This window comes from Paenibacillus sp. FSL K6-1122, from assembly GCF_037977015.1.
GTDB lineage: Bacteria > Bacillota > Bacilli > Paenibacillales > Paenibacillaceae > Paenibacillus > Paenibacillus amylolyticus.
This window is the reverse complement of the sequence record NZ_CP150272.1, coordinates 367383-382762: the sequence shown is the minus strand read 5'-3', so window position 1 is coordinate 382762 and position 15380 is coordinate 367383. Positions and strand designations below refer to the sequence as shown.

13 protein-coding genes are annotated in these 15380 nt (G+C 48.9%); 4 read left to right on the top strand and 9 right to left on the bottom strand.

The features are described from left to right. Positions 1–143: 143 nt before the first annotated feature. The 7 genes from nagZ to NSQ20_RS01805 form a co-directional block, all read right to left on the bottom strand. Positions 144–1862 carry a beta-N-acetylhexosaminidase gene (nagZ, locus tag NSQ20_RS01835; protein WP_340031690.1) on the bottom strand — a complete coding sequence of 573 codons (1719 nt, stop codon included), beginning with the start codon at positions 1860–1862 and terminating at the stop codon, positions 144–146. Between the two features lie 31 nt (positions 1863–1893). Beyond that, on the bottom strand, positions 1894–3090 hold the full coding sequence (locus tag NSQ20_RS01830; RefSeq protein ID WP_340031689.1) for a DUF1343 domain-containing protein: 1197 nt from the start codon (positions 3088–3090) through the stop codon (positions 1894–1896). Continuing rightward, complete coding sequence (locus NSQ20_RS01825; protein ID WP_340031688.1) at positions 3090–3800, bottom strand: hypothetical protein; 711 nt, start codon at positions 3798–3800, stop codon at positions 3090–3092. Before NSQ20_RS01825 ends, NSQ20_RS01830 begins: the two co-directional genes overlap by 1 nt. A gap of 48 nt (positions 3801–3848) precedes the next feature. Then, positions 3849–4958: a sn-glycerol-3-phosphate ABC transporter ATP-binding protein UgpC gene (ugpC, locus tag NSQ20_RS01820; RefSeq protein WP_076329882.1), complete on the bottom strand. Its 1110-nt coding sequence runs from the start codon at positions 4956–4958 to the stop codon at positions 3849–3851. 271 nt (positions 4959–5229) lie between these two features. Beyond that, positions 5230–6063 carry a carbohydrate ABC transporter permease gene (locus NSQ20_RS01815; protein ID WP_017691096.1) on the bottom strand — a complete coding sequence of 278 codons (834 nt, stop codon included), beginning with the start codon at positions 6061–6063 and terminating at the stop codon, positions 5230–5232. Positions 6064–6127: 64 nt separating this feature from the next. Then, on the bottom strand, positions 6128–7051 hold the full coding sequence (locus NSQ20_RS01810; protein ID WP_101314840.1) for a sugar ABC transporter permease: 924 nt from the start codon (positions 7049–7051) through the stop codon (positions 6128–6130). A 55-nt stretch (positions 7052–7106) separates the two neighbouring features. Next, positions 7107–8459 carry an extracellular solute-binding protein gene (locus tag NSQ20_RS01805; protein WP_340031687.1) on the bottom strand — a complete coding sequence of 451 codons (1353 nt, stop codon included), beginning with the start codon at positions 8457–8459 and terminating at the stop codon, positions 7107–7109. A 356-nt stretch (positions 8460–8815) separates the two neighbouring features. Between NSQ20_RS01805 and NSQ20_RS01800 the strand changes: the two genes are divergently transcribed. Further along, complete coding sequence (locus NSQ20_RS01800) at positions 8816–9778, top strand: BadF/BadG/BcrA/BcrD ATPase family protein (RefSeq protein ID WP_340031686.1); 963 nt, start codon at positions 8816–8818, stop codon at positions 9776–9778. A 22-nt stretch (positions 9779–9800) separates the two neighbouring features. Continuing rightward, a complete protein-coding gene (murQ, locus tag NSQ20_RS01795; RefSeq protein WP_100527788.1) occupies positions 9801–10706 on the top strand; it encodes an N-acetylmuramic acid 6-phosphate etherase in 906 nt (301 codons plus the stop codon). Between the two features lie 140 nt (positions 10707–10846). On the opposite strand, the gene NSQ20_RS01790 is transcribed toward murQ, so the two are convergent. Together NSQ20_RS01790 and NSQ20_RS01785 are read right to left on the bottom strand one after the other, a co-directional pair. Continuing rightward, positions 10847–11686: a MurR/RpiR family transcriptional regulator gene (locus NSQ20_RS01790; protein ID WP_340032978.1), complete on the bottom strand. Its 840-nt coding sequence runs from the start codon at positions 11684–11686 to the stop codon at positions 10847–10849. Positions 11687–11811: 125 nt separating this feature from the next. After that, positions 11812–13041, bottom strand: coding sequence for an anhydro-N-acetylmuramic acid kinase (locus NSQ20_RS01785; RefSeq protein WP_339285121.1), 1230 nt, complete (start codon positions 13039–13041; stop codon positions 11812–11814). A gap of 282 nt (positions 13042–13323) precedes the next feature. On the opposite strand from NSQ20_RS01785, the gene NSQ20_RS01780 reads away from it, so the two are divergent. Both NSQ20_RS01780 and NSQ20_RS01775 read left to right on the top strand, forming a co-directional pair. Beyond that, positions 13324–14736: an N-acetylmuramoyl-L-alanine amidase family protein gene (locus NSQ20_RS01780; protein WP_340031685.1), complete on the top strand. Its 1413-nt coding sequence runs from the start codon at positions 13324–13326 to the stop codon at positions 14734–14736. 34 nt (positions 14737–14770) lie between these two features. Then, a complete protein-coding gene (locus tag NSQ20_RS01775) occupies positions 14771–15331 on the top strand; it encodes a GerMN domain-containing protein (RefSeq protein ID WP_340018961.1) in 561 nt (186 codons plus the stop codon). Positions 15332–15380: the final 49 nt, after the last annotated feature.

The window sequence follows — 15380 nt, the reverse complement described above, 5'->3', positions numbered from 1 at the left end:
CAAAGAGACGGTCCTTTAAAGGATCGTCTCTTTGTGTTGTATATGTTCTCATTTTAACGACTCACACTTCCGTTTCGCTCAACCCACAATCCATCTCTTCTCCATCCTGCAAAAGGTAGTTTTACTCATATTCTTATTACTGCCTAGGAGACATCCGCTCTTTCATCATCTGTCTGCTTTAATGTTACAGGAAGTTTCCCCGCAAAAGGAATGCATCCCATCATCGCCTGAGCGACGCTATCCATGGCAAGTGGCCGGCTCTCGTAAGCCGCTACATAGACCTGGGCATCCGGAAGCGCCAGCAGATCATAGGGGCTTCGCAATGCCACTACAGCAAGTGGTTTACCCAATTGCTGTATCCAACCAATCAGCCTGCACTGTGGATCGCCAGAGGGACTTCCCGCATTGTAGGTTCCCACCACAATCTGCCGAATGTCATCTGCTTCCGCTGCCTGAAGCAGACGGGCGGAACGAATGGCAACCTCCTCGGGCGTGACCGTCAGATCGACAACATCCAGACCATACATGGATAAGGCTGAGCCCAAGGTGAACGTCTGAGTCAGCTGTTCGTCGGCAATTGACGTCACGGACGTGGCAACCGTTATGACCAGCGTACGTTCCGGTTTCAGAGGCAGCATATTCAGCTGATCGCGCACCAGTGTGATACTGTTCTCGCTAATACGGCGGGCAACCTCTTGGTGTAAAGAATTGTTGCGCTCCGACCAACTGGATAGAGCAGGAGCGTTTGATATCTTTGGCAATGATGCGTTCGATATTAAACCATACACTTCATCATCATCTGCACCGCCCATTCCACTCTCCAGTAAACCACGCTTCGCCTTGTACATCAGCAAGCGATTCACCGACTCATCAATACGTCTCTCGCTAATCCGCCCGCTCCTCACAGCTGCTAACAATGCTTCAAATGCCTCTGCCTGAAGCTTAGCCGTATGGCTAATTAACACCAGATCTGCCCCGGCCTCTACCGCCATTACGGCTGCATCGACAGTGCCATAGTTAACGGCAATAGCATCCATCTCCATGCAATCTGTCACGATCATACCCTCATAACCCAGTTCCTGGCGAAGCAGACCGCTTAATACGGTTTGTGATAGCGTTATGGGCAGACGCTCTGGCTCCAGCGCAGGGAAATAAATATGCGCCGACATCATGGCATCGACACCTTCGGCGATAGCGGCTCGGAATGGAATCAACTCCAGGCGCTCTACCCGTTCACGATCATGAGTGATGATCGGGAGGTCCAGATGGGAATCGGTATCCGTATCCCCATGCCCCGGGAAGTGCTTGGCTGTCGATGCAATTCCAGCGTCCTGTATTCCCGCAATGGTTCTGGCCCCATATTCTGCAACCGATTGTGGAGATTCGCCGAATGATCGCACTCCGATGACCGGATTGGCCGCGTTATTGTTCACATCCAATACCGGAGCAAAGTTCATGTTAATGCCCATGGCCTTCAGCTCCAACCCACTGATATAGGCCGCCTGATATGCATCGTCAATGGAACCGGCAGCGGCAATGGCCATTGGTCCAGGCATCAAGGCGATTCCTTCGGTAATTCGTGCAACCATGCCGCCCTCCTGATCAATGGATATCCAGAGCGACACATTACCGCTGCTTTTGGCAATCTGCTGTAACCCTGACGATAACCGCTCTACCTGCTCTGGCGACTCAACGTTGCGAGCAAAGTAGATTACGCCACCGATTGGATACATTCGGAGAAAGGATTCCACATCGCCAGCAGCTTCGGTGCCATGAAAGCCACAAAGCAGCATTTGCCCGATTTTCTCACGCAAGGTCATCTGTTTCAGCTTCGACTGGTATAACTCTTTTGGCCCACTCATTTCATGCCTCCCCCCGCTAACAAACATCCGTTCATTCATATAACAAAAACGGCTTTCGCCGCTCCTTCCATTCCGCTGCCTGTACATTCCACGCGTTCATTAAACGAATGAATTCCGCGCGGTCATGAATCGTTTCCCTGGCTTCCTTACCCCCTGCCAGCAGGTCGATAAAGTACCTTGAACCCGGCTCTGGTGGCTTCAGCCAGCAGAATTGCTCCGGATAGAGTGACACCAGTTCATGCAAAAGCACCAACCCTGTCTCTACCGCCCGGAATTTCCTACTGTCCGTTACAAAAATCCTTACGCCACCACACAGCTCACCTGCGTGTTTGGAGAATGTTGGGGACATGTACACTGGATGCACATGTACACCTTCCAGCTTGTATTCCCGAAATCGTTCCGCCAAACGCTCACCCTCAATCCAGGGGGCTCCAATCCACTCGAATGGGCGGGTCGTGCCCCTGCCCTCCGATACATTAGTGCCTTCGAACAGGCACGTACCCGCATATACGCGCACACTGTCCAGCGTGGGCATATTGGGAGAGGGTAATATCCAGGGAAGCCCACAATCCGCAAACTCCATGGAGCGCTGCCATCCTTCCATGGCAACCACGTCCAATTTGCAAGGTACATCCATCTCGCTGTTGACCATCAGGGCGAGTTCACCTATCGTTAATCCGGTACGTACAGGTATACGCCAAGCGCCAACGAGTGACTCATACCCCGCGTTCAGCACACCGCCTTCCACTTCGTTTCCACCCAGCGGATTGGGACGGTCCAGAATCAGCATACGTTTGCCTGCTTCAGCACAGGCATCCATCATATGGAACAAGGTTGAGGCATATGTGTAATAACGGATACCCACATCCTGAATGTCGAACAGCACCGTATCCACTCCAGCCAGCATTGCAGGCGTAGGTTTCTTGTAATCTCCATACAGGCTGAACACCGGAATGTCCAGATGTGGATGAAGCATGTCTCCGAATCTGACACCCGCCTGAAGCTCTCCATACAGTCCGTGCTCACAGGCATAGAGCGCTGTAAGCTCGGTATTAGCCAGTCCAGCGAACACATCTATTGTCGATACAAAATCCGCTGTAATACCAGTCGGGTTTGTAATTAGACCGATTCGGTTACCCGTTATCCATGGATGCGATAACCCTCTGGACAGAAGATCAACTCCCGTTTTTACAGCCGGGATCTGCTCGGTCCCATTCAACTGACCCATCACACATTCCCCTGGCTGACCCAGCCTGTATGCTGGTGATCATTACCGCCTGTTACGACAGGCTCTTCTTCAGGCTCCAGCACATTAAGAGCAACCTTATGTTGATAGATGGCAAACATACCTCCAAACAGCGCTCCGAAACCAACGACAGTCAGCATCAGCAGAGCCGTCAGGCACATGGCCTGAAAACAAGCGCCCATCGTGTACCCCGGGTGACGGAAGAACAGCTTTACACTTTCCCCCATCGCCTGAACGATGCCCATGTTTTTTTGTAAAACAAGCTGCCAGGTATAGAACTGTGACATCAGCGCCATGAGAACAAAGAACGTCTGGAATACACCCACTGCTGTACCTGTAATTCCACCCTGTCCACCGTAATACCACCAGGTTGACCATAGAATGAAGCCAAGCACTGCGAAAAGCACACCCACCGATCCTCCCGGAATTATTCCCTTCAACGTTCCGATCCAAATATCCTTAAGCCCATTGCGCCGTTCCTTACGTTCCAATCTGTGATGTACTGCATAACAGACCCCGAACAGGATGGGCATATACATCAAGGCCAGAAGCAGCACCGCGATCGGCAACGGAGCAAACATCAGAATGGGAATCAAAACGATGGAGCTAACGACACTGTACAAGGCCACCGAAATAATATCCCGATAGATTTCCGCACCCGACTTGATCAATACTTCACTCAGCTTACGCATTTTTATTCTCCCCTTTCTCACCGTTCCTTCTTCACCAGGCATCGTCTCTTACTCACGTCCGATCGCAAGCTCCGTCTCTGGATCAAAAAAGTGTGCCTTACGCAGGTCCAGTACAAAAATTTTGTCCATACCTACATAAGCATGTGTTTCCGGGTGGACCTTGGCCGTAACAGTACGGGCACCGGAATGGAAATATACCAAATTCTCGGAGCCCAGATGTTCTACAACCTGAACTCGCGCCTGCAGCATGTGGTCTGTCGGGATATTCGGAGCGACATCATCACCAAAAATATGCTCTGGACGCAGACCCATAATCACCGGCTTGCCTTGATGACTCTGAAGACGAGCGAGTAGATCTTCTGGCAAGGTGAATGATGCACCGTCCACGACAACCTGCGTGCCTTCAATCCGGGCATCGATGAAGTTCATCGCCGGGGAACCGATAAATCCGGCAACAAACATATTCCGCGGACTCGCATACAATTCTTTCGGTGAAGCCACCTGCTGAATATCTCCATGATTCATGACCACGATGCGTTCCCCAAGTGTCATGGCTTCTACCTGATCATGCGTCACGTACACAATCGTGGCACCGAGACGTTTATGCAGCTCACCCAACTCCACTCGCATCTGTACCCGTAACTTGGCATCCAGATTGGACAGTGGTTCGTCGAATAAAAACACCTGCGGATCACGGACGATCGCCCGTCCCACCGCAACACGCTGGCGCTGACCACCAGACAGCTCGCGTGGTTTGCGCTCCAGCATAGCTTCCAGTCCCAGAATGGAGGCCGCATTCTGCACCTGTTCATCAATGTAGGACTTTGGCTTTTTCAGGTTTTTCAGGCCAAAGGAAAGATTCTCACGGATGGTCATATGCGGATAGAGTGCATAATCCTGAAACACCATCGCGATATCCCGATCCTTCGGATGCAGATCGTTAACTAGCCGGTCACCAATCACAATATCACCGCTTGTTTGCTTTTCAAGTCCGGCAATCATCCGCAGTGACGTTGTCTTGCCACAGCCCGAAGGACCCACAAACACTACGAATTCCTTATCTTCTATAACAAAGTCCGAGCCGGCCACAGCCGTGAACGTTCCTTTATGATCGTCTTTGAATTCTTTGCGCACTTGGCGAAACTCCACGCGTGCCATAGGTAGATCCCCCTTTACGTTGTCGCTTGTCCTGAACTATATAAGTTCAACTAACGAATCCTTACACTGGCACTCCGATGACAGAACAACCTTCCGATCGCTGTTATCCCCAGATTTCTTTGATTCCTTTATAAAAGGGGAAATCCGGTGATAGCTTAAGCTTCCGATGTAGCTTTCTTTCAGAAAGCTTTTAGGCGAACGCTTTCGCTTCTTCAGGTTATATCTGTCCTCTCCGTTATAGTGTAAATGTTTAGTTGAACATATATTGGAATTAACCTTTAACTGCACCAATCGTAATGCCCTGCAGGAAGTAACGTTGCAGTGAGAAAAACAGAATGATCATGGGCAGAGCACCTATTGTAGCCCCAGCCATCATCGCACCGAAGTCTGTTGATTCGGCAAATACGAATGAAGCCAGCCCCACCTGAATGGTACGCATCTCGTTGGAATTGGTAATGAGGAACGGCCAGAAGAATTCATTCCACGAAGCCACAAACGTGAATATCGCCAGTACCGCGATTCCCGGCTTTGCCATCGGCAGAATGACTTTCCAGAAGATACCGAATTCACTACATGCATCGATACGTGCCGCATGTATCAGCGATGTGGGCAGCGTAGACATGAACTGTTTCATCAAGAAAATGTTGCCCACACTAACGGCAGCAGGCAGAATAATGGCCGTATACGTGTCCCCTAGGTCAAACACGTTGACCATCAGAATGTACAAAGGAATCAGTGTCACCTGCGCCGGGATCATCATGGTCCCAAGCAAAGTCCAGAATACCGCCTGACTACCCGGAAACTTCAGTTTGGCAAACGCATATCCCGCCAGGGAGGCGAAGAATACATTTGTTACGGTCAGAATGATCGAGATGAGCAGCGAGTTGTATAACCAGCGCCAGGCATCGGTTTTGGCAAAAAAGCGCTCATATGGTGATAACGACAACTGCTCCGGAATCATCTGTGGTTTAAACGAAGCCGACATCGCGCTATCCTGCACCGAACCAACGAGCATCCAATACATCGGAATGACCGTCACCAGCGCCCAGACTACCAGCAGAATGGATGCAACAACGAGCAGAATCTTTTTCTGTGTTGATTTCATGGATTTCATTCACCCCCGGATGCTTAATGCAACGTGCTCTAATCGTACGTGTTTTGAACTACCTCTAATACTCAATATCGCTGGAGAAATATTTGAACTGAATGACGGAGATGACAATGATGATAATCGCCAGTACAAACGACTGAGCCGAAGCCAATCCGAACTCATAGAACTTAAATGCCGTCTCATAGATCAGATAAGCGATTGTAGTTGTCGCAAAGTTTGGTCCACCCTGTGTCATCAGATATACCGAGATAAACACCTGGAAGGATGTAATGACACCCGTGACGAGCAGATACAGCGTCGTTGGTTTGAGCAGCGGCCATGTAATCTTGCTGAACTGGGTCCAGCCGCTGGCATGATCAATATCCGCCGCTTCGTACAGCGATTTCGGAATACCGCCCATGGCTGCCAGATACAGAATAATGCCCGCTCCGTGCGATCCAAGCCAGTTCATCAGAATGAGGGAAAAGAGTGCCGTTCCCGACTGGCCCAACCAGATTACCGGGTCAAGGCCGAACAAGCCGATGAAGCGGTTCAATAATCCCGAATCCGTCGGATCAAAGATCGCCAGCCATACGATGGAGATGGTCACCCCGGAGGCTACCGCAGGCAGATACATGGTAGCTTTGAAAAATGTCTGCCATTTGCTTTTCATTTGATAGATGAAATAGGACAGTACAAATGTAATGAGAATATTGACCGGGACTGTGCCTACGGTGAAGATGACTGTATTTTTAATCGACTTCCAGAATGTCTCATCCTTCACCAAACGCTCATAGTTATCCAATCCAACCCACGTCGAGTTCATAATATTGTATTTCTGGAAGCTCATCACAAGAGCCGTCAGAACGGGATACAGTGTGAAAATGAGAAACAGCAGGACAGGCGCCAAAATAAACAAATACGCCCACCCGTAGTCTCGCCAAAACCGGGCAACCCGGGAAGTCCGGGGCACTGACGATTTTGGCGCAAGGGCGGTCTGCATGGCGAATCCTCCTCTCCTAATCAGTGTGGTTTTACGTTATGTTTGATTGTCCAAGTTATTGTCCAAACATCTGCTGGCCTTTGCTCTTGAAGTCTTCTGCGATCTGCTCCGGTGATTTTTCACCCGAGAACAGCGCCTGAATATTAGGCTTCACAACCTGTTCCTTGAATTGTTTTTGCTGAGATGCTTTGTCGATATCCAGTTCAAGTACAACCGGCATCGCGATATTCTCTGCCATGACTTTTGCAGCAGCCAGATTATCCGGTTGACCAAGCTCTTTTCCTTTAAACAGATCCACCTGGGACTGTCTTACGAATGGAAGCGCCAGTTCATTGGCCGAGTTCCCTGCTTTGGCACCACTAAGCGCCTCCATCACCAGGAACGTATTTTTGGCATGCTGTTCGCCCTTGTCCTTTTTCTGTTTGAAGGCTACATACCCTTCGCCGCCCATCGTTGTGGCCGCAGGTTGATCATCATTATGTGGTACAGGCAACAGGACAAAATCAATCTTCTCTCCCTGCACCTTGCCATCATCGATGTCCTTGTTGCGATTCTGAATCATCACATCATAATAAGGAATCGCTTTGGAAATAATCGCCGTTTCCCCCGCGTAGAACATATCCGTCCGTTTCGCTGGAGCGAGAGCCGCCGTTTCCTTCGGCATATACCCTTGATCCATCAGGTTTTTGATAAAAGAGAGGGTATCCAGAATGCGACCATCATTCCATTGGAACGTGCCGTCTTTATCAAGAACATCGATCATCCCGTTGTTACGAGACAGCATTTCAATGAAGTCAAGCGAAGTTCCGTCGGTAACCAGTGCATATTGCTTGGCCCCGCCATCCAGCGTTTTGGTCAGCTTGGCAGCAGCATCGTTGAATTCGGACCAGGTCCAGCCATTTTGTTGAATGGACTTCCAATCAATGCCCGCTTCCTCCAGAATGCGTTTGTTACCACCCCATGCCCATTGGAATTGATACAACGGTAGTCCGTACTGTTTCCCATGAATCTGGCCTAAATCAAGCGTACCTGGCAGGTAGTCGTCCTTGATCTCAGGTGTCAGGTAGCTGTCCAGCTCAAGTGCCAATCCCGTATTCACATATGTGCCGTCTACGCTATGAAAGTAAAGATCCGGCGGGTTGCCCGCGTTCAAAGCGACATCGAATTTTTTTGGCCCTTCCGCCCAGGAGAGCATTTCCGTCTTCACGGTAATGTTCGGGTGTTCTTTATTGAAATCAGAGATTAGATCCTTCAGTTCTTCTTCATATGTGCCATGTACAGGATAGGTCCATACCGTTACCGTATCATCGGCATTCGGGTCATCCGAAGCAGCACCTCCGCTATTCCCACAGGCTGTAACCCAGACCATCATCAACAACATTGCCCATACCAGACCCTTCTTTTTCATCCCTTCATCTCCTTTGCATGTCATCATCCGATTCTTTCATTGCCTAACCATGCTACCCCTTTGTGATCGTTCGGCCTTCAAACGCAATCCACCTATACACGCGGCAGTAAGGAAAAGCACCTCCCCTGTAGATTGGGCCTGCCAGTCGCAGGCTAAATCTCTTAAATGCAATATTAACGTCAACTTAATTGACATTAACAGTATTAATTCCTTCCAAAATTGTAGATTGAATTCATTATATGAGTTGTAAAATAAAAATTCAACATTATTTTTTATTATAAAATTTAATTTTACTTTTTCTTTTCATGCAACTATACTATGTAAAAAGAAAACCCAAGCAAGCGAGGTGAGCCACTTTGCGAGTATATGTAGGCGTAGATGGAGGCGGTACCAATACTGATGCAGCAGTCATTTCTGAATCTGGTGAAATTCTTGCCCGACTCAGCGGCGGTCCCACGAATCCTCACAGCGTATCAACTGAACAGGCCATTTCCGAACTGCAACGAGTGCTGGAACAGCTATTTAATCTAATAAGTGATTTATCGACAAATTGTGAGGGTATATGCCTTGGTATGTCAGGTGTAGATACGATCCAAGAACGGCAACTTATAGCCGAAGCAGTAAATAACTATATGAAGAGTCGTAATCAACAGGCATCAGAAGGTTGTCCAGTCTGGGTTGTATCCGAAGGAGAGATTGCTCTGATGGCCTCTCTCGGACATACGCACGGTGTATTGTGTATCTCTGGAACAGGTTCCATCGTGTACGGATTTACGCTGGAAGGCGAGCGATACCGTGCAGGAGGCTGGGGTCATCTGCTCGGAGATGAGGGGAGTGGCTATCGTATTGGGCAACGTGCACTCCAAGTGGTTATGCAGAGTTATGACGGTGTTCTTCCTCCAACCTGTTTAACCCCGCTTCTTCTAAAGAATCTGAACCTTCGGGATATATCGGAGTTAAAGACGCGAGTGTATCAGACGGATTGGGGCAAAACCGAGACCGCATCCATCGCCCGCTTAGCTATAGAAGCAGCTGAACTCGGAGATGAGGTCGCCCGGGCACTGATCATCGACGAAGCCTCACAATTGGCGGATACCGCCAAGGCGCTGGTTGCCCGTCATCCCGAATTTGTATCCACTCCGGTTGTCCTGTCCGGATCAATGTTTCGATACGCTACACTTTTCCGAAATACATTTATCCTGAAGTTATCGGGATATTATGGAGAGTTGGACTTTGTATATCGTGAAGATGCCCCCGCTCCAGCGGTTGGCGCAGCACAACTGGCAAGAATACGCTGTTCCCTGAATGAATCATTTTAAAAGAGAGAAGGAGGCCATACGGATGAATCACATGCTGAATTCACTACTAACAGAACAACCCAATCCACTAACGGATCATATAGATGAATTGCCTTCGGCAGAAATTATGGAACTCATTAATAAGGAAGATCAACGGATTGCGGAGCTCATTCAGCCCCTCATTCCGGTCATTGCTCAAGCTGCGGATCGGATCTTGGAGGCGTTTCAGTCTGGCGGCAGGCTTTTTTATGTAGGCGCAGGTACCAGTGGACGATTAGGAATACTTGACGCTTCGGAATGCCCGCCTACCTACGGAACCCCGCCCTCCATGGTACAGGGTATTATTGCAGGGGGATTCCGGGCAGTGAAGGACCCGGTTGAAGGTGCTGAAGATAGTGAGGAGTTGGGAGCTGCCGACCTTGATGAACATGGCTTAGACAAAAACGATGTTGTGGTTGGCATTGCAGCCAGTGGACGAACGCCGTATGTGCTGGGTGCGATGAGACACGCCAAGGAGATCGGGGCTACGGTGATCAGCCTGAGTAATAATGCAGGCACACCGATGACCCTGTTGGCTGATGTGAGCATTGAGGCTGTTGTCGGCCCAGAGGTTGTCATGGGTTCAACACGTATGAAGGCAGGCAGCGCACAGAAAATGATTCTGAACATGCTCACCACTACCGCCATGATTCGTCTGGGCAAGGTTTACCGTAATTTCATGGTTGATCTGAATCCTTCGAACGAGAAGCTTGTTCATCGGGCCAAACGCATGATCCATCTGGCAACCGGAGCGAATGAAGCGGATATTGAAGAGGCTTTTACCGGTGCAGACGGTCATGTAAAAACGGCAATCGTCATGCTGATGGCAGGCGTGGACGCAACGGAAGCCCAGCACAGGCTTGATCTGGCTGACGGATTTGTGCGTAGCGCCATTGCGGGGCCTTCCTGAGCCGTACAAGGGATATTATTAGAGGTTGAAAGAGAGGAGCCCGACATTAGTCTGGGCTCTTTTTTTTATTCTAAAAGCGGATATAATCCGTCAAAAAATCCCCTCCTGCATAATCAGAAAGGGATTCATATGGTTCTACTTCACTTGTGCTCCAGAATAGCCTGTCGGCTCTTCTCCAAATACTCCACCGACTGGTTGTAATCCCGACTGGCAATCGCCAGATACAAAATGTCGATCACGTTCAGCTGTGCAATCCGTGACGAAGTTGCTCCGCTTCGAATATCACTTTCGGTGGAAGTAATCATCAGGGGTACATCTGCCATACTACTGAGTGTATTGCTGCCCCACTTGGTAATGCTGATTGTCGCTGCACCGCCATCGTGAGCATGCTTGAGACAGGAGATTACGTTCGACGTCTCCCCTGAATACGAGATACATACCACCGCATCATCCTCACGAAGCGTCGTTGCGGACGAAATTTGCATATGCGGATCGGCGAACGAAAAGCTTGTGCGATTGATTCGCATGAACTTGTAATGTGCATCCAGCGCAATCAGGTTGGAGGCCCCTACTCCATAGAAAAAGATCCGGTTTGCATGATGAAGCACGTCCACGGCTTTTTCCACCAGACGTGGGTCCAGAATATGAACCGTATCCTTCACCGACTGAATATTGTTTGCGGACACATGCTGAATAATGCTCTCCATGGAGTCCTGGGGACGAATCTCCGTATATTGATATGGCTCACTCGTCTGCAAATCTCCGGCAATCTTCAGCTTCAGCTCCTGAAAACCCGTTACACTGAGTGATTTGCAGAGACGGATAATGGCAGCTGGGCTGCCTCCACTCCGTTCAGACAACTGGGCCACCGAGGATTGAACAGTTTCTTGCGGGTGATCGAGAATATAAGCTCCGATCTTCCGTTCGGACGGGGTCAAGTCATCCATTAATGCGCGTAAACGTACAAGTCCACCTTTCATGCCTTCCATTCGCTCCTCCTTTCCGTACTGCATTCATGTACAAGCATTTTATCTTATAATTCCACTCGCGTCTAATCGAATTCCTCGCCCTTCCATAACTGAACTCATATTAAAGTCAGGTCTCACTAAAGTGTGAGATTGCCTGAGATTACGGCGTGTTTCGCGCCGGTTACTGCCGGAAGTGTATTGGTTCTTCCCATAAGTGCCTCATGGCCAAGTAAAGCAAATCCAATGGCTTCCCGAGCATCATCGGGTATACCATAATCTGCCGTTCGCTCCAAACGGATATCCTTCGGTAGTCTCTGACGGATCATCTCCATTAACGTGGCATTGGAAGTGCCACCACCGCACGCGAGCATGGCCGATATTTGCACCTTGGGCAGGATAAAATCCTTCACTGCACGCACGATGGTTTCCGCGGTCAGACAGGTGGCAGTAGCCAGCGTATCTTCAAGGGATAAGGAACGCTTTGCGGCCATCTCCATCAGTCTCACTGCATACGCGGCTCCATATACTTCTCGCCCGGTACTTTTCGGTGGAAGTCTTTTGAAATACTCATCCTCCAAACACAGGTCTACCAGACCCTGATCGACCTTCCCCTGTGCGGCAATACTTCCATTCGGATCATAATGCTGCCGCCCATCCGTTGCCTGCCGCACAATGGCGTCCATCACCATATTCCCTGGTCCCGTATCAAATGCCGAAATACCTTCGGTAGAAGACTCGGAGGGAAGCACCGTCACATTGCCAATGCCACCGATATTCTGCACCAGCCGTCCTTCCGTCGGGCTACGGAACATCAGAGCATCCGCATAAGGCGTAAGCGGGGCACCTTCCCCACCAGCGGCCATATCCCTTGCCCGCAGGTTGCCAATCACTGGCAGTCCTGTCCGTTCTCGAACGACAGCACATTCACCGATCTGCAATGTCGATACCACATCAATACTTGCTCCCGTTGGCCCTGGAAATGCAGATGCTACAGGAGCATGCCATACCGTCTGCCCATGCATGCTAATCATATCCACCTGCTGCGTTGAGATACCGGCAGACTGCATCAGTTCCGTAACGCTATGCGCATACCACTCCGATACACCAAAATGCGCGGCTGTCAGCTCGTCGACACGCGCCGTCCTCGGTGAACATAACCGGATCAGTACGTCTCTCAATCCATTCGAATACGGCACACAGACAAAATCAACCAGCTCGATCTGCTGTAATGCCCCGCTCATATCGGTTTGAATACGCACCAGTGCCGCGTCAGTTCCATCAAGTGACGTTCCTGACATTAGTCCGATGACCAGATGCTCCTGCTTCAAACGATACTTCTCCCACATCGGATAGCTGCCTGTATCCATCCACTTCCATCCTCCTGCAAGACCCGATGAACACGCCATCCTGCCATAATTTCACCCAGTATATGATATTAAATTTCACAAGTCAAACATTATATGAAATTTAATTACATCATTGAAAATAAAAAGAGAGATATTCACCCCATTTGCGATCACACATCATGTTTTCTTCCATCAATTGATAATTAGATATCAGAAGAGAAACATTTTTACATTTTTACCGTTTATAATATGAAGGGATATTTTGGAATTAAGAAAATGATCTAATACTAGTCGAGGTGCATAATGAAGAAAACCATTTTACTACTGTTTTTGAGTCTATTCTTACTCGTTTTGCTCCCTAATCAGGGAAATGCCGCTGCAAGCACGTCGAAAATCTTTATGGATGGAGAGGAATTAGTCCTCCCAAGTGATGTACAGGTGACGATTATCAATAAAAACGTGATGATCCCGATTCGTGTCGTTGCCGAAAATTTGAAATTCAAAGTCGATTGGAACCAACAAGCACGCACTGTAAAAATTCAGCAAGATCAACAGACGATTTCCCTAACCGTCGATCAAAAGCAAGCCATGGTTGCTGACAAACAAGTCACTTTGAACACAGCACCGCAGATTTTGAATAAAACGCTGGTGGTGCCCATTCGATTTGTCAGTGAACAGATGGGGCTTAAGGTGAGATGGAACAATCAAGACAAGATCGTATACTTAACAAACACCAGTAAGGAACCTGCTATTGAACCAGGTAATAGTCCTGGAAAAGGGGATTCAAGCTCTACCGCTCAGGTTACCGATATCCAATTTGCCAATAATCAGCTCGTGTTATCCACCGATGGGGCCGTTCAGCCGATAGTAACGACCCTCAAGTACCCTGATCGTCTGGTTGTGGACTTGCCCGGAGCCACCTTTGGTGATATCTCCCAGCCGCTGGATCAAGGACTCAATGGCAAGTTGGATGTGAGCGGTTATCCCAATGTGACAGAAGTGAGATATTCACTGTTCAAACGAGAACCGGCACAAGTTCGCATTGTCGTAGAATTGAATAATGTGAAGAATGTCCAGTACAACCAGAACGTCATTGCCGACAAACTGATTATTGATCTGAATGTTGCGGGTGACAATGTCACACCTGCTCCAGTCACTCCAGTAGGCGACTCAGGACGCAAGGTTGTGGTCATCGATCCAGGACACGGTGGCAGTGATCCAGGGACGATCAGCATCACGAACAAACCCGAAAAGGAATACAATCTGGCATTAGCTCACAAAGTACAAGCCCTGTTGCTCAATGAACCCAATATCGAATTGGTGATGACTCGTGAAGGTGATACCTATCCGACCCGCCCTGAGCGTGTTCAACTCGCCAATCAATTAAATGCGGATGTATTTGTATCTATCCATGGCAATAGCGTGAAGTCCGCCCCCCAAGCCACAGGTACGGAGACATATTATTATCAACGCAGTAACAGCAAGGAATTAGCTACTATCATTCATCAACGTTTGGTGAATGCCATGGGTCTCAGAGATCGTGGTGTGAAAAATGGCAACTTGGAAGTAATCCGAGACACGACCATGTCTGCAGTGCTTTTGGAAGTAGGATTCTTGAGTAATGTAATCGATGAAGAACTGATGTCGTCCGAAGTTGTTCAGATGAAAGCCGCTCAAGCGATAGCCGATGGAATCAAGGAGTATTTGGGCCTATAAATCATCAAATAAATCAGATAAAGGAAGTGTTTCTTTGAATAAGAAGCTAGGTTGTGCACTTATATTATCATGCTTGATCCTTATCGGAGTTGGATGTGCCCAGAAGCCAGTGAGCCAATCCGGTTCGAATGAACCTGCTGTTCAGGGAGGACAGGTGCAGGCACCAAACCCATCCGAAACGGAGGTGGATCTGGGCACAATGAATACACAAGTCGTTGATGTATATTTGGCAGACTCTCAGGTACTTGAGCTAGAGAAAACAGAGCAGGAAATTGAGTACAAGGATGACTCCGAAAAATATGAAAAAACATTTGCAGCATTGCAAACAAACACCGATTCAGAGCTTGTTTCCCTCTGGGAGCAGGTGGAATTGCTCTCTGTCCAATATGCTGAGGGTACGGTGACTTTGGATGTTCATATCCCCGCTGAAGCGAACCTCGGTACCAGTGGAGAATTGCTCGCATTGGAAGCTTTAACAACAACGATGTTTCAATTTGATGAAGTGAAGAGTCTGGATATACTGGTGGATGGTGAAGCCGTTGATAGTTTGATGGGTCATGCCGAACTGGAGCACCCCATTCATCGCGAACCCTAACGAATCAGACAACAAGGGAAAAAGAACGTCCCCAGGGACGCTCCAATCT

Excerpts from the sequence above, each read along its gene's own strand:
- NSQ20_RS01780 (WP_340031685.1), top strand. The coding sequence starts at position 13,324 with ATGAAGAAAACCATTTTACTACTGTTTTTGAGTCTATTCTTACTCGTT.
- NSQ20_RS01825 (WP_340031688.1), bottom strand. The coding sequence starts at position 3,800 with ATGCGTAAGCTGAGTGAAGTATTGATCAAGTCGGGTGCGGAAATCTAT.
- nagZ (WP_340031690.1), bottom strand. The coding sequence starts at position 1,862 with ATGAGTGGGCCAAAAGAGTTATACCAGTCGAAGCTGAAACAGATGACC.
- NSQ20_RS01805 (WP_340031687.1), bottom strand. The coding sequence starts at position 8,459 with ATGAAAAAGAAGGGTCTGGTATGGGCAATGTTGTTGATGATGGTCTGG.
- ugpC (WP_076329882.1), bottom strand. The coding sequence starts at position 4,958 with ATGGCACGCGTGGAGTTTCGCCAAGTGCGCAAAGAATTCAAAGACGAT.
- NSQ20_RS01810 (WP_101314840.1), bottom strand. The coding sequence starts at position 7,051 with ATGCAGACCGCCCTTGCGCCAAAATCGTCAGTGCCCCGGACTTCCCGG.
- NSQ20_RS01830 (WP_340031689.1), bottom strand. The coding sequence starts at position 3,090 with ATGGGTCAGTTGAATGGGACCGAGCAGATCCCGGCTGTAAAAACGGGA.
- murQ (WP_100527788.1), top strand. The coding sequence starts at position 9,801 with ATGAATCACATGCTGAATTCACTACTAACAGAACAACCCAATCCACTA.
- NSQ20_RS01815 (WP_017691096.1), bottom strand. The coding sequence starts at position 6,063 with ATGAAATCAACACAGAAAAAGATTCTGCTCGTTGTTGCATCCATTCTG.
- NSQ20_RS01785 (WP_339285121.1), bottom strand. The coding sequence starts at position 13,041 with ATGGATACAGGCAGCTATCCGATGTGGGAGAAGTATCGTTTGAAGCAG.
- NSQ20_RS01790 (WP_340032978.1), bottom strand. The coding sequence starts at position 11,686 with ATGAAAGGTGGACTTGTACGTTTACGCGCATTAATGGATGACTTGACC.